This is a genomic window from Mesorhizobium sp. P2_E9, from assembly GCF_056403815.1.
Genome location: NZ_JBFUET010000004.1, coordinates 144,423 through 164,968, shown reverse-complemented (window position 1 = coordinate 164,968; position 20,546 = coordinate 144,423). Strand labels below are relative to the sequence as shown.

General features: G+C 63.1%; 19 protein-coding genes and 1 riboswitch. Of the genes, 12 read left to right on the top strand and 7 right to left on the bottom strand.

Going from position 1 to position 20,546, the window contains the following annotated elements:
• Nucleotides 1-89 precede the first annotated feature (89 nt).
• Both AC1D05_RS09185 and AC1D05_RS09180 read left to right on the top strand, forming a co-directional pair.
• A complete protein-coding gene (locus AC1D05_RS09185; protein ID WP_172228527.1) occupies nt 90-389 on the top strand; it encodes a DUF3572 domain-containing protein in 300 nt (99 codons plus the stop codon).
• Nucleotides 386-1,039, top strand: a complete 654-nt coding sequence (locus AC1D05_RS09180) for a hypothetical protein (protein ID WP_477440222.1) — start codon at nt 386-388, stop codon at nt 1,037-1,039. Before AC1D05_RS09185 ends, AC1D05_RS09180 begins: the two co-directional genes overlap by 4 nt.
• Before the next feature lie 9 nt (nt 1,040-1,048).
• On the opposite strand, the gene AC1D05_RS09175 is transcribed toward AC1D05_RS09180, so the two are convergent.
• Together AC1D05_RS09175 and AC1D05_RS09170 are read right to left on the bottom strand one after the other, a co-directional pair.
• The gene (locus AC1D05_RS09175) at nt 1,049-2,611 is read right to left on the bottom strand and encodes a hypothetical protein (protein ID WP_477440573.1); all 1,563 of its coding nucleotides are present in this window, start codon (nt 2,609-2,611) and stop codon (nt 1,049-1,051) included.
• A 93-nt stretch (nt 2,612-2,704) separates the two neighbouring features.
• A complete protein-coding gene (locus AC1D05_RS09170; RefSeq protein WP_477440220.1) occupies nt 2,705-3,292 on the bottom strand; it encodes an N-acetyltransferase family protein in 588 nt (195 codons plus the stop codon).
• A gap of 66 nt (nt 3,293-3,358) precedes the next feature.
• Between AC1D05_RS09170 and AC1D05_RS09165 the strand changes: the two genes are divergently transcribed.
• A complete protein-coding gene (locus tag AC1D05_RS09165; RefSeq protein WP_477440218.1) occupies nt 3,359-4,687 on the top strand; it encodes a DNA polymerase IV in 1,329 nt (442 codons plus the stop codon).
• 13 nt (nt 4,688-4,700) lie between these two features.
• Here the strand turns inward: AC1D05_RS09165 and AC1D05_RS09160 are convergent, their stop codons facing one another.
• The gene (locus AC1D05_RS09160) at nt 4,701-5,207 is read right to left on the bottom strand and encodes a hypothetical protein (RefSeq protein WP_477440216.1); all 507 of its coding nucleotides are present in this window, start codon (nt 5,205-5,207) and stop codon (nt 4,701-4,703) included.
• Nucleotides 5,208-5,396: 189 nt separating this feature from the next.
• Here AC1D05_RS09160 and AC1D05_RS09155 point away from each other — a divergent pair, with 189 nt between their 5' ends.
• Nucleotides 5,397-6,278 (top strand): DMT family transporter, encoded by an 882-nt coding sequence (locus tag AC1D05_RS09155; protein ID WP_477440214.1) that lies wholly within the window; start codon nt 5,397-5,399, stop codon nt 6,276-6,278.
• Nucleotides 6,279-6,385: 107 nt separating this feature from the next.
• Here the strand turns inward: AC1D05_RS09155 and dnaE are convergent, their stop codons facing one another.
• Both dnaE and AC1D05_RS09145 read right to left on the bottom strand, forming a co-directional pair.
• Nucleotides 6,386-9,913, bottom strand: coding sequence for a DNA polymerase III subunit alpha (dnaE, locus tag AC1D05_RS09150; RefSeq protein WP_477440212.1), 3,528 nt, complete (start codon nt 9,911-9,913; stop codon nt 6,386-6,388).
• 106 nt (nt 9,914-10,019) lie between these two features.
• Complete coding sequence (locus AC1D05_RS09145) at nt 10,020-12,032, bottom strand: acetyl-CoA carboxylase biotin carboxylase subunit (RefSeq protein WP_477440210.1); 2,013 nt, start codon at nt 12,030-12,032, stop codon at nt 10,020-10,022.
• Nucleotides 12,033-12,230: 198 nt separating this feature from the next.
• On the opposite strand from AC1D05_RS09145, the gene AC1D05_RS09140 reads away from it, so the two are divergent.
• The 6 genes from AC1D05_RS09140 (at nt 12,231) to AC1D05_RS09115 (ending at nt 17,008) form a co-directional block, all read left to right on the top strand.
• Nucleotides 12,231-13,358, top strand: coding sequence for an S-(hydroxymethyl)glutathione dehydrogenase/class III alcohol dehydrogenase (locus AC1D05_RS09140; RefSeq protein ID WP_477440208.1), 1,128 nt, complete (start codon nt 12,231-12,233; stop codon nt 13,356-13,358).
• A 68-nt stretch (nt 13,359-13,426) separates the two neighbouring features.
• Entirely contained in the window at nt 13,427-13,996 is a 570-nt protein-coding gene (gfa, locus tag AC1D05_RS09135; protein WP_477440206.1) for an S-(hydroxymethyl)glutathione synthase, read from the top strand.
• A gap of 63 nt (nt 13,997-14,059) precedes the next feature.
• Entirely contained in the window at nt 14,060-14,527 is a 468-nt protein-coding gene (locus AC1D05_RS09130) for a YaiI/YqxD family protein (RefSeq protein WP_477440204.1), read from the top strand.
• A 31-nt stretch (nt 14,528-14,558) separates the two neighbouring features.
• Entirely contained in the window at nt 14,559-15,236 is a 678-nt protein-coding gene (locus AC1D05_RS09125) for a DUF1345 domain-containing protein (RefSeq protein WP_477440202.1), read from the top strand.
• A 97-nt stretch (nt 15,237-15,333) separates the two neighbouring features.
• The gene (locus AC1D05_RS09120) at nt 15,334-16,215 is read left to right on the top strand and encodes a cytochrome b/b6 domain-containing protein (RefSeq protein ID WP_477440200.1); all 882 of its coding nucleotides are present in this window, start codon (nt 15,334-15,336) and stop codon (nt 16,213-16,215) included.
• A 1-nt stretch (nt 16,216) separates the two neighbouring features.
• Nucleotides 16,217-17,008 carry a molybdopterin-binding protein gene (locus AC1D05_RS09115; RefSeq protein ID WP_477440198.1) on the top strand — a complete coding sequence of 264 codons (792 nt, stop codon included), beginning with the start codon at nt 16,217-16,219 and terminating at the stop codon, nt 17,006-17,008.
• Nucleotides 17,009-17,092: 84 nt separating this feature from the next.
• Here the strand turns inward: AC1D05_RS09115 and AC1D05_RS09110 are convergent, their stop codons facing one another.
• Both AC1D05_RS09110 and AC1D05_RS09105 read right to left on the bottom strand, forming a co-directional pair.
• Nucleotides 17,093-17,521, bottom strand: a complete 429-nt coding sequence (locus AC1D05_RS09110; protein ID WP_477440196.1) for a hypothetical protein — start codon at nt 17,519-17,521, stop codon at nt 17,093-17,095.
• A 114-nt stretch (nt 17,522-17,635) separates the two neighbouring features.
• Nucleotides 17,636-18,637 carry a hypothetical protein gene (locus tag AC1D05_RS09105; RefSeq protein WP_477440194.1) on the bottom strand — a complete coding sequence of 334 codons (1,002 nt, stop codon included), beginning with the start codon at nt 18,635-18,637 and terminating at the stop codon, nt 17,636-17,638.
• A 196-nt stretch (nt 18,638-18,833) separates the two neighbouring features.
• A riboswitch (glycine riboswitch) is annotated at nt 18,834-18,921 on the top strand.
• Nucleotides 18,922-19,070: 149 nt separating this feature from the next.
• Here AC1D05_RS09105 and gcvT point away from each other — a divergent pair.
• Both gcvT and gcvH read left to right on the top strand, forming a co-directional pair.
• Nucleotides 19,071-20,171 carry a glycine cleavage system aminomethyltransferase GcvT gene (gcvT, locus tag AC1D05_RS09100; RefSeq protein ID WP_477440192.1) on the top strand — a complete coding sequence of 367 codons (1,101 nt, stop codon included), beginning with the start codon at nt 19,071-19,073 and terminating at the stop codon, nt 20,169-20,171.
• Nucleotides 20,172-20,176: 5 nt separating this feature from the next.
• Nucleotides 20,177-20,545: a glycine cleavage system protein GcvH gene (gene gcvH / locus AC1D05_RS09095; RefSeq protein ID WP_172228497.1), complete on the top strand. Its 369-nt coding sequence runs from the start codon at nt 20,177-20,179 to the stop codon at nt 20,543-20,545.
• The last annotated feature ends 1 nt before the right edge of the window (nt 20,546 follow it).

The window sequence follows — 20,546 nt, the reverse complement described above, 5'->3', positions numbered from 1 at the left end:
CCAAACGGCGCGCCGTGCTGTAAATGCTTGCCGCAAGCAATTCTTGCCATTACTGCGGAAGAGACTCATTCCACATACCGAAGGTAGTGATGGCAAACGCGACGTCAATGCGCGAAGAGGCGGAAACCCTTGCCGTGAAGGCGCTGGGTTTCGTCGCCTCGGATCCGGAACTGTTGCCGCGCTTTCTGGCGATCACCGGAATAGAGGCGCATTCGATCCGCAGGGCCGCCGGCGAGCCTGGCTTTTTGGCCGGCGTCCTGCAGTTCATTCTCGCCCACGAGCCGACGCTGATGCGCTTTGCCGAGGAGACTGGCACGCCGCCCGCCGCCGTCGGCAAGGCGTTGCGGGCCCTGCCGCTCGGCGACGACAACCATGAGCACTCCATATGAGCGATGATCCAGAGACCGCGCGCCAGATCGAGGAACTGGCCGACGACGACCGGCCGCTGCTGGTGCTCGACGTCGACGACGTCGTGCTCGAATTCATCCGCCCCTTCCCGCATTTCCTCAAGTCGCGCGGCTATGGCCTGACGCTGGCGTCCTTCCGGCTGACAGGCAACATTGCCGAAACGGCCAGCGGCCGGCTGATCGAACAGCCCGAAGTCACGACGCTCCTCGGCGATTTCTTCGACGCGCAAGCCGATTGGCAGAGCATCACCGACGGCGCCGCGGAAGCCTTGGCAAGGCTCGGCGACCGCGCGGAAATCATATTGCTGACGGCCATGCCGCACAGGCATCGTGCCGTACGCCGCGCCCATCTCGATGCCCTGGGTCTGAACTATCCGCTGCTGACCACCGAGATGGCCAAGGGACCGGCGGTGGCCAGGCTGCGCGGCAAGAACGGCCGGCCGGTGGTCTTCGTTGACGATCAGCCGCACAATCTGGCGTCGGTGCGGGAATCGGTCACCGACGCCAATCTTTTCCACCTGATGGCTGACAATTCGCTACGCGCATTCCTGCCACCGGTCCCGGACGATGTCATCGTCGTCCAGGACTGGCATGAAGCCGCGCCGAAGATCGTGGGCGCGCTGGGACTGTAGGTTAAATCCTCAAGGGTTCAGTTTCGCACCGGCCCCGCCATTATCGCCGCTGCCGCTATTGGCGCCACCACCATTATCGCCACCACTGCTATCGTCGGCGCCGTCACCATCGTCGACGCTGTCGTCCACCGCCGGATCGGCGGGCTTCAGCATGACGCCGTTGACGGTGACAGAGCCGTCAGCCTTGGTGCTGACAGCCCATTCCAGCCGGCCGTCCGGCAGCGTCTTGGCAAAACCCTTGGCCATGAGAGCGACAGGCACGTACTGCCCCAGCTCTGGCTCCGCCTTCGCCGCTTCCTGCAGATGCTCCATGATCTTGTCGAAGCCGGCGACATCGACCGTGAGACTGGCGTCGGGCTTCTCACCGAAGCTTGTCATCTCGCCTTCCAGCGCGATCTCCATGTCCTTGTTCTTCACGGTGCTGTGGCCGACGATGACCTTCGGCGCCTTGGCCAGGAAGTCGACTTTGAGCTGGTCGCCGAACTCGGCCGACAGCGGCGGATCCTGATTGAGATCAAAGGCTTCGATCGCCTTCTTCGCCATGCTGTCGAGATCGATGTTGGCGCCGCCGAAGTTGAGGTCGATATCGGTGGGCAGCAGCGCCACGCTCCAGCTCGGCAAAAGCTGCTGCGGCACGGTCAGCCCCGAGGCCTTGATACCGTAGGTGACCTTGCCGCTCTGGGAAATGCCGTCGCTGCCGAACACGGTGCTGAGCTGGGTCGCCCCGAAAGTGCCGATCGGGCTGTCGACCGCGAAATCCTTGAAGCCATAGGTGCCGTCGATGCGCTCCCACACCGGAAGCGCGGCGAGCAGAAGCGACTTCAGCTGCGCCTGGTTCGCCTTCAGCGTCTTCTCGTCCTCATTGGCCACGGCAAATGCCAGGAGGTCGAGCAGCGGCCTGGTCTGCACGCCCTTGCCGCTGGCTTCCACCGACAATTCCGGCGACTTCACGGTGACCGGAAAATTCAGTCCGCTCTCGGGATCATTGAATTTGATCGCTTCGACGAAATTCGAAACTTTCTGCGACGTCGTGAAATCGACGCCGCCATTGGCGGCCTTGGTGGCGGCAATCGTCGCGGTGCCCGCGCCCGCACTGGCGTCCACCTGCTGCTTGCCGTCCTTCGATGCGATCGTCATGCCAGCCATCGAACTGGCGCCGCTGATGAAGGCCGCCAGCTTGGGATCGTAGACGCCGGAACCCTTGCCGTCCTTGATCGAAAACTGCGTGCTTTGCAGCCCCTCGGGGCCGTTGAACTCGAAGGACGCGCTTTGCGAAAAGTCCATCGAGACATCCCAGGTGCCGTCGCTGCGCGGCTTGACCATCAAGGCGTAAGGGGCAAAGTCGAATTTCCCCAGCTTCTGGTCTGGAAAGCTCGCGGCCAACGCCTTGAAATCGAACACGATCTTGTAAGCGCTGCCTTCGGCCGAAACCTTCAGAATGCCCTTGTCGAGCGCCTGCTTGCCGACATAGCGCGACAGGTCATCGGACAATTGCTTCGCCCCCTGGCTGTCGACGGTCTGGCCGAAAGCGGGCGCGCAGAACAGCAGCGCGGTAAAGGCAGTTGGCAACATACGGTTCACGGCAATTCTCCGTTGGATCGAAAAGGCAAAAACGTTTCGTACTTCTGGTAGGGAAATACCATCACAACTGCAAGATGGTGACAGTCAGGCAGCCGGCTTGAGCACCAGCCGCATCAGCGGCCGGCCCGCCTTGCGTTCGACAAGCCGCTCGAAACCGGCCTTCTCGAACACCCCCGACGAGCCGACGAACAAACCTATCGAACGCGAATCGCGCGACAGGTCGATCGGGCAGGCCTCGACAAGCCGTGCCCCGTTGCTGCGGGCGAAATCGATGCCGCCCTCGACGAGGCGGTGGGTGATGCCCTGACCGCGCGCCTTGGCGCGGATGAAAAAGCAAGAGATCGCCCAGACCGCCGGATCGGAAGCTTCGGCGGGATCGATCGGTGCCGAGCCCCTGCCCTTGTTGTTCCACTCGGGCACGTCGGCGCGTGGCCCGATCTGCATCCAGCCAACCGCCTTGCCGTCCTCGAAGGCCAGCAGGCCAGGCGGCGGGCCGGCTTCGATGCGCGCCTTGATGTGGTCCTTGTTGCGTTCGCGGCTGCTCTCGCGCCGCGCCGCCGGCGCCAGCCTGAAATGCGTGCACCAGCAGCCGTAGCAGGCGCCCTGCTTGCCGAAAAGGTCCTCGAAGTCGGGCCAAAGCTCAGGCGCCAGCGGCACTATGGTCGTGCTCATGCGGTTCTCCCCAGGCCAAGCTTGTCGCTGACCCTGCACTGTCGTACCATTGCTTCTGTTCTCTTTATGTTCGCAGCGATGGCGGCCCCTGTCAACAATCCCGATCACGGTTTTTGCCGTGACTGCCTGACGTTTCAGCGCAGTGAAACGCGCCGCTGTGAGCGCTGCGGCAGCCCTCGCCTTGCCCGCCATCCCGAGTTGTACCGGCTACATCTGGCCCACATCGATTGCGACGCCTTCTACGCGGCGATCGAAAAGCGCGACAACCCGGCGCTCAAGGACAAGCCGCTGATCATCGGCGGCGGCAAGCGCGGGGTTGTCTCTACCGCATGCTACATCGCCCGCATCCGGGGCGTGCGCTCGGCCATGCCGATGTTCAAGGCGCTCGAGGCCTGCCCCGAGGCGGTCGTGATCCCGCCCAACATGGAAAAATACGTACGCGTCGGCCGCGAGGTGCGCGCCATGATGCAGGCGCTGACGCCGCTGGTCGAGCCGCTGTCGATCGACGAGGCGTTTCTCGACCTCGCCGGCACTGAACGGCTGCACGGCCTGCCGCCGGCGGTGGTGCTGGCGCGCTTTGCGCTGGCCGTCGAGAAGGAGGTCGGCATCACCGTTTCAGCCGGCCTCTCCTATTGCAAATTCCTAGCCAAGATCGCTTCGGACTTCCGCAAGCCGCGCGGTTTTTCGGTCATCGGTGAGGCCGAGGCGGTCGGCTTCCTGGCGGTGCAGCCAGTGACCATGATCTGGGGCGTCGGCAAGGCGTTCAACGCCACGCTCGAGCGCGACGGTATCCGCACCATCGGCCAGCTCCAAAAGATGGAGCGTGCCGACCTGATGCGCCGCTACGGCACGATGGGCGACCGGCTCTACCGGCTTTCGCGCGGCGAGGACGTCCGCCGCGTCGACCCCGACCAGGACGCCAAGAGCGTATCGGCCGAAACCACCTTCGACACCGATATCGCATCGCTGGATGAACTGGTCGCGGTGCTGAGGGGCCTCTCGGAAAAGGTCTCGGCGCGGCTGAAAAAGTCGGGCATTGCCGGACGCACCGTGGTGTTGAAGCTGAAGACCCAGGATTTCAAGCTGCGCACGCGCAATCGTCAGCTCGGCGATCCGACCCGTCTCGCGGACCGTATCTTTCAGACCGGCGTAGACCTTTTGCGCAAGGAAACCGACGGAACGAAATTCCGGTTGCTCGGCATCGGCGTCAGTGACCTCTCGGATGACGACAAGGCGGACCCGCCGGATCTGGTCGACGTGCAATCGCGCAAGCGCGCCATGGCCGAAGGCGCCATCGATGCGCTGCGCGACAAGTTCGGCCGCAAGGCAGTGGAAACCGGCTATACGTTCGGCAGGGGCCGCGATGCCCACCCGCCGGAGCCGCTGGAAGACTGATCCTTCCCGAACGCTAGACTCTGGTCAAATCGATACGGCTCGTCACAACGCTCTTGCCGGTTTTCGGATCGGTATCGATGACCGTCAGCCGGATGCCGTTCTCGCCTCGCTTCTCGACCGTCATCCGTGCCTTGCGATCGCCATTGACCTCCTGAGCCCAGCGGATGCCAAGATTGATCGCGTTGCCCGAACGGCTGCCGTTGAGCTGTGCCGGTCCGGTGCGGGACCCGACATAGATGCCGCTGTATTTCGCACCTGTCACCTTCAGATTGGCGCTGATGGCCCGCGACACCACAACGAGACCGCGGCAATTGCCATCCAGCGAGAGCGAGGTTGAGGTCGCATTCGACTTGAAGCTGCAGGATACACCGACGTTCGGCACGTCCGTGGTCACCTGGACAGTGCCCTTGCCGGCGAAATTACCCTTGAACGACTGGAGAAACTTGGTCTCGTCGGCACGAGCAGCGCCGGCGGCGATCACCAGGCAGCCAGCGAGCGCGACTTGCGCGAATGGTCTCATGAGACTCTCCTTGTCGATATTGAAAGGCAGGTTTTGCAACCACGGACAAAATATCGCGACTCAACGCCCCCGGCCGTCTCAGGTTCCGCCAGCACCATGACGGTTTCGCAAGCTGGTCACCGCAACTGGCCCAGAAGAATAGATCAGCTAGCGATTGCGGCAAAAGACACGGCCTGCGAGATAGCTGCCATGGCACCCACCCCTTCGATCCCCAAGGCCGCGTTCTGGATGGCGCTATCGATTACCTCGTTCCTGGGAATGTCGGTCGCCGGCCGCGCCACGACAGCCGAACTCAACGTCTTCCAGGTTCTGGAATTGCGCTCGGTGATCGGCTTCTTCATCCTCTTGCCGCTGGTGCTGACGAGCGGCGGCTTTGCCGCGATGCTAACGCGGCGTCCCCTCGCCCATATCGCCCGCAACGTCGTCCACTACACCGGCCAGGCGGCATGGCTCTACGCCTTGACGCTGATTCCGCTGGCGGTGCTGATCTCGATCGAATTCACCACCCCGATCTGGACGGCGATCCTGGCGGTGACGTTTCTTGGCGAAAGGCTGAGCCGACCGAAACTGGCGGCAGTGGTACTTGGCCTGATTGGAGTCGTGGTCATCGTGCGCCCTGGCGTTGGCTCGATTGATCCGGGGCATCTCGTCGTGCTGGGCGCCGCAGTCTGCTTTGGCATCTCGTTGGTGCTGGTAAAGTCGTTGACGCGGACGGACAGCGTCGTACGCATCATCTTCTGGATGCTGATCATCCAGTCCGCGGTCGGCCTGATCCCCGCACTCTACGTATGGCGCACCCCGTCGCTCGAACTCTGGCCATGGATCCTGCTGATCGCCTTCACCGGCATGTCGTCGCATTTTTGCATGGCCCGCGCGCTCACCTATGCCGACGCGACCGTCATCTCACCGATGGATTTCCTGCGCGTGCCCTTGTCGGCGCTGGTCGGTTGGCTGCTCTATCAGGAACAGATCGACGCCTTCACCGCCGGTGGCGCGCTGCTGATCCTGATGGGCAATCTGCTCAATCTGCAGCGCAAGCCGGCAGAGCCGGCTGAAGTGGCGGCGTCTTAGCGCCCCGCCAATCAGCATCCGGTATGTTGAGAACATGCCCGCAGGCCTTGCGATGCCAAAGCCGCCGTCCGCGCGTCCATGGCCCACCAGCTACCAGCGAATCGGCTCTATACAAGCTCCACTTCGACCACCCCAGGCACCGCGCGCATCGCCGAGGCGATCTGTGGCGAGACGCGGTAGCCGCCCTGCAAGGCGATCTCAACCTCGCCCTGCGCCTCTTCCTTGAGAACGATAATGCTCACCTGGCTTTCACCGCGCTGGGTGAGCTGGGATTGGATCATCGAGGCAGGCCCATCGTTCCTGACGAAAATGCGCAGCGCCTTCTGGATGCGGCTTGCCTCGTCTTCCAGCGACTGCACGGAGTTGATCCGCAGATTGACGCCCTCGGGCCTGTCCTCCGCCGCGACAGTGATGACGACGGAGCGGCCGGCTTCCAGGAGGTCGCGGTACTGGGCCAACGCTTCTGAAAACAGCACGGCCTCGTACTGGCCGGAGGTATCGGAAAAGGCCACCACGCCCATCTTGTTGCCGGTGCGCGTCTTGCGCTCCTGCTTGCTGGTCACTGTGCCGGCCAGCCGGCCGGCGGTGGCGCCACGCTTGACGGCTGCCGAGAACTCCGCCCAGTTCTGCACCCGCATCTTCTGCAGCGCCGCCTTGTATTCGTCGAGCGGATGGGCCGAGAGATAGAATCCGACGACCTGGAATTCGCGATGCAACCGGTCCGCGGCGAGCCAGGGATCCGTCGCCGGCAGATTGAGCGCCTGCGACTGAGCGCCGAGCGAAGCACCGAAAATATCGGCCTGGCCGGAAACGGCATTCTGCTGGGCAAGAGAAGCCAGGCCCATCATCCGCTCGACGCCGGCCAGCATCTGGGCGCGGTCGTGACCGAAACAGTCGAGCGCGCCAGCCATGATCAGGCTTTCGAAGACGCGCTTGCCCACGGTCTTGGGATCGACCCGCTCGCAGAAATCGGCGAGATTCTTGAACGGCTTTTCGCCCCGCATGGCGACGATGTGCTCGACCGCCGCATCGCCGACACCCTTGAGCGCCGCCATCGAATAATAGATGCGGTTCTCGCCGACCTCGAAAGGCCGAAAACTCGTCATCACCGACGGTGCCAGAACCTCGATGCCGAGGCGCAACGCATCCTGGCGGAAATCGGCGAGCTTGTCGGTGTTGCCCATGTCGAGCGTCATCGACGCCGCCAGGAACTCGACCGGATAATGCGCCTTGAGATAAGCGGTCTGGTACGAGACGACGGCGTAGGCCGCAGCATGCGACTTGTTGAAACCATAGTCGGCGAACTTGGCCAACAGGTCGAAAATGAAGTCGGCTTGCGGCTTGCTGACGCCGCGCTCGACAGCGCCGGTGACGAAGCGCTCGCGCTGCTTGTCCATCTCGGCGCGGATCTTCTTGCCCATGGCGCGGCGCAGAAGATCGGCTTCGCCGAGCGAATAGCCGGACAGCTCCTGCGCGATCTGCATCACCTGTTCCTGGTAGACGATGACGCCTTGCGTCTCTTTCACTAGATGGTCGATCTTCGGATGGATCGACGCCATCTCCTCTTCGCCATGCTTGCGGGCATTGTAGGTCGGGATGTTCTCCATCGGGCCCGGCCGGTAGAGCGCGACCAGCGCGATGATGTCCTCGATGCAGTCGGGGCGCATGCCGATCAGCGCCTTGCGCATGCCGGCACTTTCCACCTGGAACACGCCGACCACTTCGCCACGCGACAGCATGGCATAGGTGTCGGGGTCGTCGAGCGGGATCGTCGCCAGATCGATGTCGATGCCGCGGCGGCGGATCAGTTTCACCGCCGTCTCCAGCACGGTCAGCGTCTTCAGGCCGAGGAAGTCGAACTTCACCAGCCCGGCCTGCTCGACATATTTCATGTTGAACTGGGTGACCGGCATGTCCGAGCGGGGATCGCGGTACATCGGCACCAGTTCCGACAAAGGCCGGTCGCCGATGACGATACCGGCGGCGTGCGTCGAAGCGTGGCGATAGAGCCCTTCCAGCTTCTGCGCCATGTCGAGCAGCGTCTGGACGATCGGCTCCTTCTCGGCCTCTTCGGCAAAGCGCGGTTCGTTGGCGATGGCGTCCGCCAGCTTGACCGGATTGGCCGGATTCTGCGGCACCATTTTCGACAGCTTGTCGACCTGGCCATAGGGCATCTGCAGCACGCGGCCGACGTCACGCAGCACGGCGCGCGCCTGCAGCGTACCGAAGGTGATGATCTGTCCGACCTGGTCGCGGCCATATTTCTGCTGGACGTAGCGGATCACCTCTTCGCGGCGATCCTGGCAGAAGTCGATGTCGAAGTCGGGCATCGACACGCGGTCGGGATTGAGGAAGCGCTCGAACAGCAGCGAGAAGCGCAGCGGATCGATGTCGGTGATGGTCGTCGAATAGGCGACCAGCGATCCAGCGCCGGAACCACGGCCCGGCCCGACCGGAATGCCTTGCGCCTTGGCCCATTTGATGAAGTCGGCAACGATCAGGAAGTAGCCGGGGAATTTCATCTTCTCGATGATGCCGAGCTCGAATTCGAGCCGCTCGCGATATTGCTCGATCGTGTAACCCGGTGTCGGTCCGTGCAAAGCGAGCCGCGCGTCGAGCCCCTCGCGCGCCTGGCGGGCGAGTTCCGCGGCCTCGGCCTTTTCGGCAGCGTCCTTGTCGGAGGCATCGCCGCCGGTGAAGCGCGGCAGGATCGGGCTTCGGGTCTTTGGATAGTAGGAACAGCGCAGTGCGATCTCGACCGTGTTGTCGATCGCTTCCGGCAGGTCGGCGAACAGCTTTGCCATGTCGGCCTGGCTGCGCAGGAAATTGTCCGGCGACAGCCGGCGTCTGTTGTCGACGGCAACGACGGTGCCCTCGGCAATGGCGATCAGCGCGTCATGCGCCTCATAGTCGTCGCGCGAGGAGAAAAATGCCTCATTGGTGGCAACGAGCGGAAGTTCGTGCGCGTAGGCGAGATCGATCGTCTGATGTTCGATGACCCGGTCGTAGCCCGCGACCCGATCCAATTCGACATAAAGCCGGTCGCCGAACAACGCCTTGAGCGTCAAAAGCCGCACCTCGGCCAGATCGCGGCGATCCTCCTTCAAGGCGTTGCCGATCGGGCCGCGCGGTCCGCCGCTGAGGCAGATCAGCCCATCGCTCTGTCCAGTCAGCGTCTCGGTGGTCAGGTGCACCGCCTCGCCGGGGGGTGTTTCCAGGTAGACGCCGCTGACAAGCCGAACCAGATTGGAATAGCCGGCTTCCGTCGCCGCGAGCAGGACGACCGGCCGCATCTCCGGGCCTTGCCGCCGGCGGTCGCGCTGGCCGTCGCTGTTTTCGCCGGAAAAGGCGAGCGCGATCTGGCAGCCGATGATCGGCTGTATGCCGTCCTTGACCGCCTTCTGCGCGAACTCCAGCGCGCCGAACAGATTGTTGGTGTCGGTGACGGCGATCGCCGGTGCTTCGTCTTTCACGGCGTGGCCGACGATCTTGGCGAGCTGAAGCGCACCTTCCAGCAGCGAATAGGCCGAATGCACGCGCAGATGGACAAACGGCCGCGCCGGCACCTCCGGACGCGCCGCCGCAATCGCGGCTTCGCGCTTCAACGGATCGCGTGGAAGTCTGTCATCCGCCATGATTTCTCGCGCTGCCTGGGGCTCTGAGTCGATGGAGATGTATTGTCCGGGACCGGGCGATACCAGTCCAGCACAAACGACCGCCGACCACAGAGTTCCAGCCTGGTCAGGCGAATTCCATGATCACCGCATCGACCGCCAGGCTGTCGCCGGGCTTGGCGTTGAGCTTCGATACGACAAGGTCGCGTTCGGCGCGCAGCACGTTTTCCATCTTCATCGCCTCGACCACGGCCAAAGTCTCGCCGGCCTTGACCTCCTGGCCTTCGGTAACGGCGATCGACACGACGAGGCCGGGCATCGGGCAAAGCAGCAGGTTCGAAGTGTCCGGCGCCACCTTTTCCGGCATCAGCCGTTCCAGCTCGGCGGTGCGCGGCAGCATGGCGCGCGCGGTCACCGACATGCCTTTCCAGGCGATGCGAAGACCGTTGGCGACCGGCCGGATCTGGGCGGCAACCCTGCGCTTGCCAACCGTGCCGCGCCAGATCAGGTCGCCCGGCCGCCAGTCGGATGAAACGGTCAGCGCCTTGCCGCCGTCGATCGACAGGTCGATCTCCATCGGAATGGAAATCATGCCTTCGAGGATGGCCGCCTGGAGATAGTCCTCGCCGATCTTCACTACCCAGTCGCGCTTGAGCGCTCCCGAATGCGGCGCCAGGCGCCCGCCCAGCCGGTCGAGTCGGTCGCGGCGCAGCAGTTCCACCGCTGTGGCGATCGACGCCAGAACGGCCCTTTCCTCGCTGTTGGGTACGATCGGCGCGAAGCCGTTGGGATACTCCTCGGCGATGAACGCTGTCGATATCTGTCCTTTCCGCCAACGCGGATGCTGCATCAGCGCCGCCAGGAACGGGATGTTGTGCTCGATGCCGTCGACGACAAAGCTATCGAGCGCTTCCGACATGGCATCGATGGCTTCGATGCGCGTCGGCGCCCAGGTGCACAGCTTGGCGAGCATCGGGTCGTAGAACATCGAAATCTCGGAGCCCTCGGTGACGCCGGTGTCGTTGCGGATGACGACATCGCCGAATTGCCCTTCCTCCGGCGGCCGGTAGCGCGTCAGCCGGCCGATCGACGGCAGGAAGTTCCGGTATGGGTCCTCGGCATAAAGCCGGCTTTCCACCGCCCAGCCATTCAGCTTGATGTCGCTTTGCTTCAGGCCAAGCTTTTCGCCGGCGGCGACGCGGATCATCTGTTCGACCAGGTCGATGCCGGTGATGAGCTCGGTCACCGGGTGCTCGACCTGCAATCGTGTATTCATTTCAAGGAAATAGAAGTTCTTGTCCTTGTCGACGATGAACTCGACCGTGCCGGCGCTCTGGTAGTCGACAGCTCTGGCCAGCGCCACCGACTGCTCGCCCATGGCCTCGCGCGTCTTGGCATCGAGAAACGGCGACGGTGCCTCTTCCGCGACCTTCTGGTTGCGGCGCTGGATCGAGCATTCGCGCTCGCCGAGATAGAGCGCATTGCCATGCGCGTCAGCCAGCACCTGGATCTCGATATGGCGCGGATCGACGACGAATTTCTCGATGAACACGCGGTCGTCGCCGAACGAGCTCTTGGCCTCCGAGCGCGCCCGGTCGAAGCCGTCGCGCACTTCCGACTGGTTCCAGGCGATACGCATACCCTTGCCGCCGCCACCGGCCGAGGCCTTGATCATCACGGGATAGCCGATCTCGCCGGCGATCTTTTCGGCATGGTCGGCATTCTCGATGACGCCGAGCCAGCCGGGCACGGTGGAAACCTTGGCGGCGTTGGCGAATTTTTTCGATTCGATCTTGTCGCCCATCGCCTTGATCGCCTTCGGCTTTGGGCCGATGAAGACGATGCCTTCCGCTTCCAGAGCTTCGCAGAAGGCGGCGCGCTCGGACAGGAAGCCATAACCGGGATGCACGGCCTGCGCGCCGGTTTGCTTGCAGGCGGCGATGATCTTTTCCGGCAGCAAATAACTCTGCGCGGCGGGCGAAGGCCCGATATGCACCGCCTCGTCGGCCATCTCGACATGCACGGCGTCGCGATCGGCGTCGGAATAGACCGCGACCGTGGCAATCCCCATCTTGCGCGCCGTCTTGATGACGCGACAGGCGATCTCGCCACGATTGGCGATCAGGATTTTCGTGAACATGCTGAGGTCATTCCCCTCCGGTCGGTCGTTCCTTTTATGGCCTGTGCTTGCGGGGTCAAGCCGACCATGCAAATCACTGCCTTTCAATCGATTTGCGATTCCAATTCATCGCTGTGGCCCAGTCTCGGCACCAGCTTCCAGTTGATCGTGTCGATAAAACCTGAAACCTTGGAAAAAAATCGCATTGGAGGACGCCTGATGAAAACCCGCGCCGCTGTCGCTGTCGCCGCCGGAAAGCCGCTGGAGATCATGGAGGTCGACCTCGACGGTCCGCGCGATGGCGAGGTGCTGGTCGAGATCAAGGCGACCGGTATCTGCCACACCGATGAGTTCACTCTGTCGGGCGCCGATCCTGAAGGGCTGTTTCCGGCCATCCTCGGCCATGAGGGCGCCGGCGTGGTGGTCGATGTCGGCAAGGGCGTCACCTCGGTCAAGAAGGGCGACCATGTCATCCCGCTCTACACGCCGGAATGCCGGCAGTGCCCGTCCTGCCTGTCGAGAAAGACCAATCTGTGCACGGCGATCCGCGCCACGCAGGGCCAGGGCCTGATGCCGGACGGTTCGTCGCGCTTCTCGATCGGCAAGGACAAGATCTTTCACTATATGGGCTGCTCGACCTTCTCCAATTTCACCGTGCTGCCCGAGATCGCGGTCGCCAAAGTCAATCCCGACGCCCCCTTCGACAAGATCTGCTACATCGGCTGCGGCGTCACCACCGGCATCGGTGCCGTCATCAACACCGCCAAGGTCGAGCAAGGCGCCACGGCTGTCGTCTTCGGTCTCGGCGGCATCGGCCTCAACGTCATCCAGGGCCTGAAGCTTGCGGGCGCCGATATGATCATCGGCGTCGACCTCAACAACGACAAGAAGGCGTGGGGCGAGCGGTTCGGCATGACGCATTTCGTCAATCCGAAGGAGATCGACGGCGATGTCGTGCCGCACCTGGTCAACATGACCAAGCGTGGCGCCGACCAGATCGGCGGCGCCGATTACACCTTCGACTGCACCGGCAACACCAAGGTGATGCGTCAGGCGCTGGAAGCCTCGCATCGCGGCTGGGGCAAGTCGGTCGTCATCGGCGTTGCGGGTGCTGGCCAGGAAATCTCGACCAGGCCGTTCCAACTGGTCACCGGGCGGACCTGGATGGGCACCGCCTTCGGCGGCGCACGTGGCCGCACCGATGTGCCAAAAATCGTCGACTGGTACATGGACGGCAAGATCCAGATCGATCCGATGATCACCCACACGCTGAAGCTCGAGGACATCAACAAGGGGTTCGACCTCATGCATGAGGGCAAGTCGATCCGAAGCGTCGTCGTTTACTGAAGGAAGGCCACACGCCGCCGACCGACCGGCCAGCGACCTCTGTGGTTCACAACTGGGAGGAGAAAAGAATGGCGGAGAAACTGCATCCGAAAATCGACAATGGCCTGCCCAAGGAAAGCGCGAGCTTTGCCGGCGGCACGTTGGTCTGCGCCTGCACCAGCAAGCCGGTCAAGGTGAAGGTCAAGGGGCAGATCGCTCACAACCATGCCTGCGGCTGCACCAAATGCTGGAAGCCGGACGGTGCTGTGTTCTCGGTGGTTGCCGTTGCCGGCACCGGCGATGTCACCGTCACCGAGAACGGCGACAAGCTCAAAGTGGTCGACCCCTCAGCACTGATCCAGCGCCATGCCTGCACCGGCTGCGGCGTCCACATGCACGGCCCGGTCGAGCGCGACCATCCGTTCAAGGGCTTGTCCTTCATCCACCCCGAGCGCTTCGTCGAAGACGGCTGGTCGCCGCCGGGTTTCACCGCCTTTGTCTCGTCGATCATCGAATCCGGCGTCGACCCGAAGCGGATGGACGGCATCCGGGCGCAACTGAAGTCAATCGGGCTGGAGCCCTATGACTGCCTCAACCCGGGCCTGATGGACTATATCGCCACCTGGACGGCGAAGAAGTCCGGCGCCTTGCCGGCCTGAACACTGTAGGATTTCAGGCAGGGGCCGGACATGTTTCCGGCCCCTGTCCGTTTCGGAGAGACAATGCCCGCACCTGCCATTTACGTCGATGCAGACGCCTGCCCGGTCAAGGCCGAGGTCGAGAAAGTCGCCGAGCGCCTCGGCGTCGCCGTCACCTATGTCTCCAACGGCGGTCTGCGGCCATCGCGCGACCCGATGATCCGCAATGTCGTGGTCTCCAAGGGCGCCGACGCCGCCGACGACTGGATTGTTGAGAACGCAAAATCCAACGACATCGTGATCACCGCCGACATCCCGCTTGCTGCCCGCGCGGTGGCGCTCGGCGCGCATGTGCTTGGGCCTACCGGGCGCCCGTTCACACCGGAAACCATCGGCATGGCCGTCGCCATGCGCGACCTCAAACAGCATTTGCGCGAGACCGGCGAAAGCAAGGGCTACAACGCCAGCTTCGCGCCGCAGGACCGTTCGCGATTCCTCGGTGAACTTGACCGTATCTTGCGGCGCGCGCTGAAATCCGCCACACCCAGCTAGAAACCGAGCGCCATCCAGGGTGGAGACCGCCATGGCCGCCGAAACCCCGATCACGACCCCCATGCAGCGCCACATGCTGTTCGCAATGTCGGCCTGCTTTGGCGCTGTGGCGCTTGTTGTGGCGTTGCTGCTGCACGCCCCGCTCGCCTACTCGATCGGCGCCAACGCATTTTTCGCCGCTTACGTCATTCTTGTCGTCAGCCAGATGCCAACATTCACCGGTAAGTATCTGAGCAAGAATGCACGCGCCACCGACATGCCGGTGCTGGTCATCTTCGCGGTGACGCTTGTTGTCGTAGGCTTTGCCCTTATCTCGTTGTTCCTGCTGATCAATCAGAAGGACAGAGGCCATCCCATCGAGCTCGTCTTCGCGCTGCTGTCGATCCCGCTCGGCTGGTTCACCATCCATGCCATGGCGGCACTCCATTATGCCCATGTCTACTGGATGGACGGCGACGAGGTCGACACCACGACCAAGAAGAAAATCCCGGTCGGCGGATTGCTGTTTCCAGGCGACAAGCGGCCGGAAGGCTGGGATTTCCTCTACTTTTCGACGGTCATCGGCATGACGGCGCAGACCGCCGACACCAACATCTCGACGACGCATATGCGTTGTGTCGTGCTTGTCCATTCGATCCTGTCCTTCTTCTTCAACACCGTCATCGTCGCCGCCGCCGTCAATCTCGCCGTCAGCCTGGGCGGCCCATAATAAATCCGTGATCGGGTGAAACATCGGTTTGGATCGCGACGTATCAGGAGGACAATGAACGCGCAGGTCGCGCCGCAAGGCCGGGAGACAAGACAAGATGGAATCGGTTGCCAGAAGCCAATCCGAAATTGGACCGGGCGTTCCCGCTTCGAATGACAAAACGTTGATCTACCGGCAGTCGCGCTGGACGCGGCTGACGCACTGGCTCTGGGCCATCTCGCTGTTCTTCATGCTGCTTTCCGGCTTGCAAATCTTCAACGCCCGGCCGCAGCTCTATATCGGCAAGCAATCCGGCTTCGGCTACAACAACACGATCTTCGAGATCGGCGCCGAGAACACGAACGCCGGGCCACGTGGCTACACCGAAATCTTCGGGCATCGCTTCGACACGACCGGCGTGCTTGGCTGGTCAGGTCCGCCAGGCAACGAGACGGCGCGCGGCTTCCCGTCCTGGGCGACCATCCCGTCCTACTATGATCTCGGCACCGCCCGCGTCGTGCATTTCTTCTTCGCCTGGATCCTTACGACGACCCTGATCGTCTGGTTGGTCGCCAGCCTGATCAACGGCCATATCAGGCACGATCTGGCGCCGCGCCTCGATGACCTCAAGCGGCTGCCGCGGGACATCATCGACCACGCGAAGCTGAAATTCCACCACACACGCGAATACAACACCTTGCAGAAGATGGCCTATGGCGGGGTGCTGTTCGTGCTGTTGCCGCTGATGATCATCACCGGCCTTGCCATGTCGCCCAGCATGAATTCGGTGCTGCCCTTCCTCAACGATCTGCTCGGCGGCCGGCAGACGGCGCGCACTATCCATTTCACCGTCATGCTGCTGCTGGTTGGCTTCTTCATCATCCACATCCTGATGATCCTCGCCGCCGGCCCGATCAACGAACTGCGCTCGATCATCACCGGCTGGTACCGCACCGACCCTCCCGCGCATGACGACAAGACGACCGAGAGGAGTGCGTGACATGGCAAAATTCGAAATCAGCCGCAGGAAATTCCTGACCGCAGCCAGCCTCGGCGCCTCCGGCATCATGCTGTCGGGCTGCGACGCCTTCGATAGCCAGCTGAGCATAGGCAGCGGCTTGCGCAGTTTCCTCGAAAACGCCAATGGCCTGACATACCGGGCGCAACGCTTCCTGGCCGGACGCGACGCACTGGCGCCGGAATTTACCGAAGCCGACATCCGCCAGCCGCAGCGGCCGAATGGCGTCACCGCCCCCGACGATGACACCTACAAGGGCCTGCTCGCCAACAATTTCGCCGACTGGCGGCTGGAAGTCTCGGGACTGGTCGAAAAGCCGCTGTCGCTGACCCGCGAGCAGCTTCAGAACATGCCGAGCCGCACGCAGATCACTCGCCACGACTGCGTCGAGGGCTGGAGCTGCATCGCCAAATGGACCGGCACGCCGCTGTCGCTGGTGCTAGACCAGGCCGTGGTCAAGCCGCAGGCGCGCTATGTCATGTTCCATTGCCTCGACACGATCGACCGCAGCCTGTCCGGTGACATCAAATATTACGGCACGATCGACCTCATCGACGCCCGCCACCCGCAAACGATCCTGGCCTATGGCCTGAATGGCAAGCCGTTGCCGGTCGAGAACGGCGCACCGTTGCGCGTCCGCGTCGAGCGCCAGCTCGGCTACAAGATGCCGAAATATCTCTACAAGATCGAGCTGGTCGACGGCTTCGCCAATGTCGGCGGCGGTCGCGGCGGCTATTGGGAAGACAATGGCTACGACTGGTATGGCGGCATCTAGCCTCGCCACAAAATGATGATCGGCCCGTGGGAGCCACGGACCGATCGCCAATGCCGTGCTACGATTTGAGCCCCCCGACCCCACTCAATAGCCGGCGTAGATCCACTGGCAGTTGTTGTAGGAATCGCAGCTGTAGTACCAGTAGCCGTCGCTGCGCGCCGTTTCGCCGTTCGACGTCGCCATGCTGGCGACGGCATCGGCCTTCTTGGCATCGGCGCCCATCTCCTTGGCCATCTTGGCCATCTTGCCGGTGTCCATCAGCGTCGTCTTGCCGTCCTTCATCTTGGCGCCTTGCTCGGCGACCGGGCCGGCCTCGGCCAGCATTCTTGCGGCGACGAGCATCGCCTCGCCGTCCTTGTCAGCCTTGGCGATGTTGGCCAGCCACACGGCTGTTTCGACCTTGGTGCGCGCATCAGCCTGTTGTTGCGGCGTCATCCCGCCGGCAAAGGCCAGCGTCGTCGAGCCAAGGCCAGCGGCGAAGGCTAGAGAAAGCATCTTGCGAAGAGGGGTCATGTGTTGTTCTCCCCCTGAGAGTGGACGTCCCCACCCGACACTAGAGGAGTTTCATCGCCGACGAACCCTATCGAAACCGAGAGGGGGAATGCCGCGAAGCGGACGCTTGTTCTTTCAGGCGACCTTGTCGAGCAACGGCCTCAGCGCCGGATGGATCTCCGGCGAAGCATGCTTGATCAGGGTCAGCAGCGCGCGTTCGTTTTCGTAGAGAGGTCTGTCCACGCCGATATGTCCTACCAGCCATTTGGCTTCGCCGGCATCGATCGTCTCGGCACGGCGGGCCAAGGCCTCGGCCGCCCTGTTCTTGGCTTCCCACTCGGCCTCGATATCATCCGGGGACCGGTAGGCCTCGATGATGCCGGCAAGACCGCCGGAGACCATGCGGCTGAAGAAGCCGCCGATTTCCGGATCGGCGTGTTCGAGGAAGCTTTCCTGTCGCAGCGCCACATCGCGGGTCGGGGCTTCATAGCCGGCCGAGCACATGACGAAATTAGCGATCGCCTTGACGAACAGATCATTCCAGGACGGGTCGTTCTTGGCCTGGGCAGTCTGCTCGTTGATCCGGAACAGCACCTCGGCCTCGCCACGGGTGATGGCGATGTTGCCGTCGCCGCCATGGGCGTGGAGGATTCGGCGCAGCAGCTCGACCTCGGCCTTGGCGATCAGCCCGGGCACCAGCGCGCCACCCAGCATCAGCGGCCCCTTGCCGTCGATGACGGCATGGGCGACCTGCTCCAGCGCATAGACGCAAAGCTTGCTCGGCGAGGATCTTGCTTCTTCCAGCACATGGACCAGCAATTCGAGCTCGGTGCGGCTGTCGACCATGCCGTCGCGCGAGATCGTGCGGACCAGCCAATCGGCATTGTCCTGCGAGATGTAGCCGGACGGTTTTTCCTGATGGACGATGTAGTCGGTCACCGCCTCGACGAAGAACGGCGCCCAATCCGCGCACTTGTCCTTGGCCGTCTGGTCGAGCGCGAACAGCGCCTCGGCCTCGCCTCGGGTCACCACGCCATCGGCGAACACGTCGCGGCGCAGCATCACCACATCTTCCGGGGCAATGCGATTCTTCGAGGTCAGCCCCGCCACCGGCGCGCTCATGATCAATTCGCCCATTGTCGTCCCCGTCCGCCCCGAAGCGTTACATCGGCCTCCTATATCAGGAGTGTCTTGAAAAACCGGCAAACGGCGTGGTTAGCGAAGACTTGCCGGCATCACCTGAATACCAACGCACCTTTGATGTCGCTGGGAGGTGACAAGGTGTCGCCGACGGGCTATGGATGGCGCGTCGAGGACTTGAGGTTTTGAGTCCTACCTGTTTGCGGGAGAGAGCAGCGAGAGCTGCCGCCGAAGGGGAAATCGCCCGAAATCTCTCAGGCAACAAGAACCGTAGACGGGAAAGACACTCTGGAAAGTCGGGGCTTGCCCCCGCGCCGAAGGTGTAAGCGCCGCTGACAGAGTTCCGGCTGCGCGAGTCTCTCAGGCTTCAGACAGAGGGGCACGGACTGGTCGCCATCAGCGGCCGATTGCGTGCGACTCTGGAGATGACATGACGGGCGACGACAGCAGACACCTTCCCCTTGAAGATATCCACACAGCCGCCGGTGCGCGCTTCGGCGCCTTCGCCGGCTGGTCGATGCCGCTGACCTATCCGGCCGGCGTCATGAAGGAACATCTTCACACCCGCGAACATGCCGGCCTGTTCGACATCTCGCACATGAAACTGTTCGAGGTCAGCGGACCAGGCGCGATTGCCTTGCTCAACCGCGCCTGCCCGCTGGATGCCGGCGCGCTCGAAATCTCGCAGTCGAAACTGTCCTTCTTCCTCAATGAGGCCAGCGGCATCCTGGACGACCTGATCGTCACCCGCCTCGGCAACGAGCGCTTCATGGTGGTCGCCAATGCCGGCAACGCCGTCGCCGACGAAAAGCATTTGCGCACGCTGGCCGCTGATTTCGATGTGAAGGTTGAGCCGCTCGACCGTGTCTTCCTCGCCATCCAGGGACCTGAGGCCTGGGCAGCCCTCTCCCGCGCCGGCATCGAGACCGGGTCGCTGCTGTTCATGCACGGTGTCGAGCCCCGAAAAAACTGGTTCATGAGCCGCTCCGGCTATACCGGCGAGGACGGTTTCGAGATCGGCCTGCCGGAAGCGGACGCGCGGGATTTGGTCACGAAGCTGCTCGAGGATGAGCGCGTGCTGTGGATCGGCCTCGCCGCGCGCGACAGCCTGCGGCTGGAGGCGGGACTGTGCCTGCATGGCCAGGACATCACGCCGGAGACCGACCCGGCTGCGGCCGCGCTGATGTGGGCGATCCCCAAGGATGTCCGCGCTTCAGGCGCCTTCATCGGCGCCGATGCGCTGCGCGCCGCCGTGGAGCGTGGCCCGACGCAAAAGCGCGTCGGGCTGAAGCCGGAAGGCCGCCAGCCGGTGCGCGCCGGTGCTGCTCTGTTCGACGCCGACGGCAACCCCGCCGGCCATGTCACATCGGGCGGCTTCGGTCCCTCGGCCGGCCATCCGGTCGCCATGGGCTATGTCGCTGCACCGCTGGCAAAGCCCGGCACAAGGGTTTTCGCCGACGTGCGCGGCACGAAAATCCCCGTCGATATCAGTTCCCTGCCCTTCACTCCTCATCGCTACCGCAAAGGATAATCCCGATGGCAACGACCTATTTCACATCAGATCACGAATGGCTCCGCGTCGAAGGCGGCATCGCCACCGTCGGCATCACCGATTACGCGCAGGAACAGCTCGGCGATCTCGTTTTCGTCGAGCTGCCCGAGATCGGCAAGAAGCTGAGCAAAGGCGATACCGCCGTCGTGGTCGAATCCGTCAAGGCGGCCTCGGATGTCTATGCGCCGGTCGATGGCGAGATCACCGAGGCCAACGGCACGCTGTCGTCCGACCCGTCGCTGGTCAACTCGGCGGCAACCGGCGCCGGCTGGCTGTGGAAGATGAAGCTTGCCGACGAAAGCCAGCTTGCCGGCCTCATGGATGAAGCCGCCTACAAAGCCCATATCGCCTGAT

Excerpts from the sequence above, each read along its gene's own strand:
- AC1D05_RS09185 (WP_172228527.1), top strand. The coding sequence starts at position 90 with ATGGCAAACGCGACGTCAATGCGCGAAGAGGCGGAAACCCTTGCCGTG.
- AC1D05_RS09180 (WP_477440222.1), top strand. The coding sequence starts at position 386 with ATGAGCGATGATCCAGAGACCGCGCGCCAGATCGAGGAACTGGCCGAC.
- AC1D05_RS09175 (WP_477440573.1), bottom strand. The coding sequence starts at position 2,611 with ATGTTGCCAACTGCCTTTACCGCGCTGCTGTTCTGCGCGCCCGCTTTC.
- AC1D05_RS09170 (WP_477440220.1), bottom strand. The coding sequence starts at position 3,292 with ATGAGCACGACCATAGTGCCGCTGGCGCCTGAGCTTTGGCCCGACTTC.
- AC1D05_RS09165 (WP_477440218.1), top strand. The coding sequence starts at position 3,359 with ATGTTCGCAGCGATGGCGGCCCCTGTCAACAATCCCGATCACGGTTTT.
- AC1D05_RS09160 (WP_477440216.1), bottom strand. The coding sequence starts at position 5,207 with ATGAGACCATTCGCGCAAGTCGCGCTCGCTGGCTGCCTGGTGATCGCC.
- AC1D05_RS09155 (WP_477440214.1), top strand. The coding sequence starts at position 5,397 with ATGGCACCCACCCCTTCGATCCCCAAGGCCGCGTTCTGGATGGCGCTA.
- dnaE (WP_477440212.1), bottom strand. The coding sequence starts at position 9,913 with ATGGCGGATGACAGACTTCCACGCGATCCGTTGAAGCGCGAAGCCGCG.
- AC1D05_RS09145 (WP_477440210.1), bottom strand. The coding sequence starts at position 12,032 with ATGTTCACGAAAATCCTGATCGCCAATCGTGGCGAGATCGCCTGTCGC.
- AC1D05_RS09140 (WP_477440208.1), top strand. The coding sequence starts at position 12,231 with ATGAAAACCCGCGCCGCTGTCGCTGTCGCCGCCGGAAAGCCGCTGGAG.
- gfa (WP_477440206.1), top strand. The coding sequence starts at position 13,427 with ATGGCGGAGAAACTGCATCCGAAAATCGACAATGGCCTGCCCAAGGAA.
- AC1D05_RS09130 (WP_477440204.1), top strand. The coding sequence starts at position 14,060 with ATGCCCGCACCTGCCATTTACGTCGATGCAGACGCCTGCCCGGTCAAG.
- AC1D05_RS09125 (WP_477440202.1), top strand. The coding sequence starts at position 14,559 with ATGGCCGCCGAAACCCCGATCACGACCCCCATGCAGCGCCACATGCTG.
- AC1D05_RS09120 (WP_477440200.1), top strand. The coding sequence starts at position 15,334 with ATGGAATCGGTTGCCAGAAGCCAATCCGAAATTGGACCGGGCGTTCCC.
- AC1D05_RS09115 (WP_477440198.1), top strand. The coding sequence starts at position 16,217 with ATGGCAAAATTCGAAATCAGCCGCAGGAAATTCCTGACCGCAGCCAGC.
- AC1D05_RS09110 (WP_477440196.1), bottom strand. The coding sequence starts at position 17,521 with ATGACCCCTCTTCGCAAGATGCTTTCTCTAGCCTTCGCCGCTGGCCTT.
- AC1D05_RS09105 (WP_477440194.1), bottom strand. The coding sequence starts at position 18,637 with ATGGGCGAATTGATCATGAGCGCGCCGGTGGCGGGGCTGACCTCGAAG.
- gcvT (WP_477440192.1), top strand. The coding sequence starts at position 19,071 with ATGACGGGCGACGACAGCAGACACCTTCCCCTTGAAGATATCCACACA.
- gcvH (WP_172228497.1), top strand. The coding sequence starts at position 20,177 with ATGGCAACGACCTATTTCACATCAGATCACGAATGGCTCCGCGTCGAA.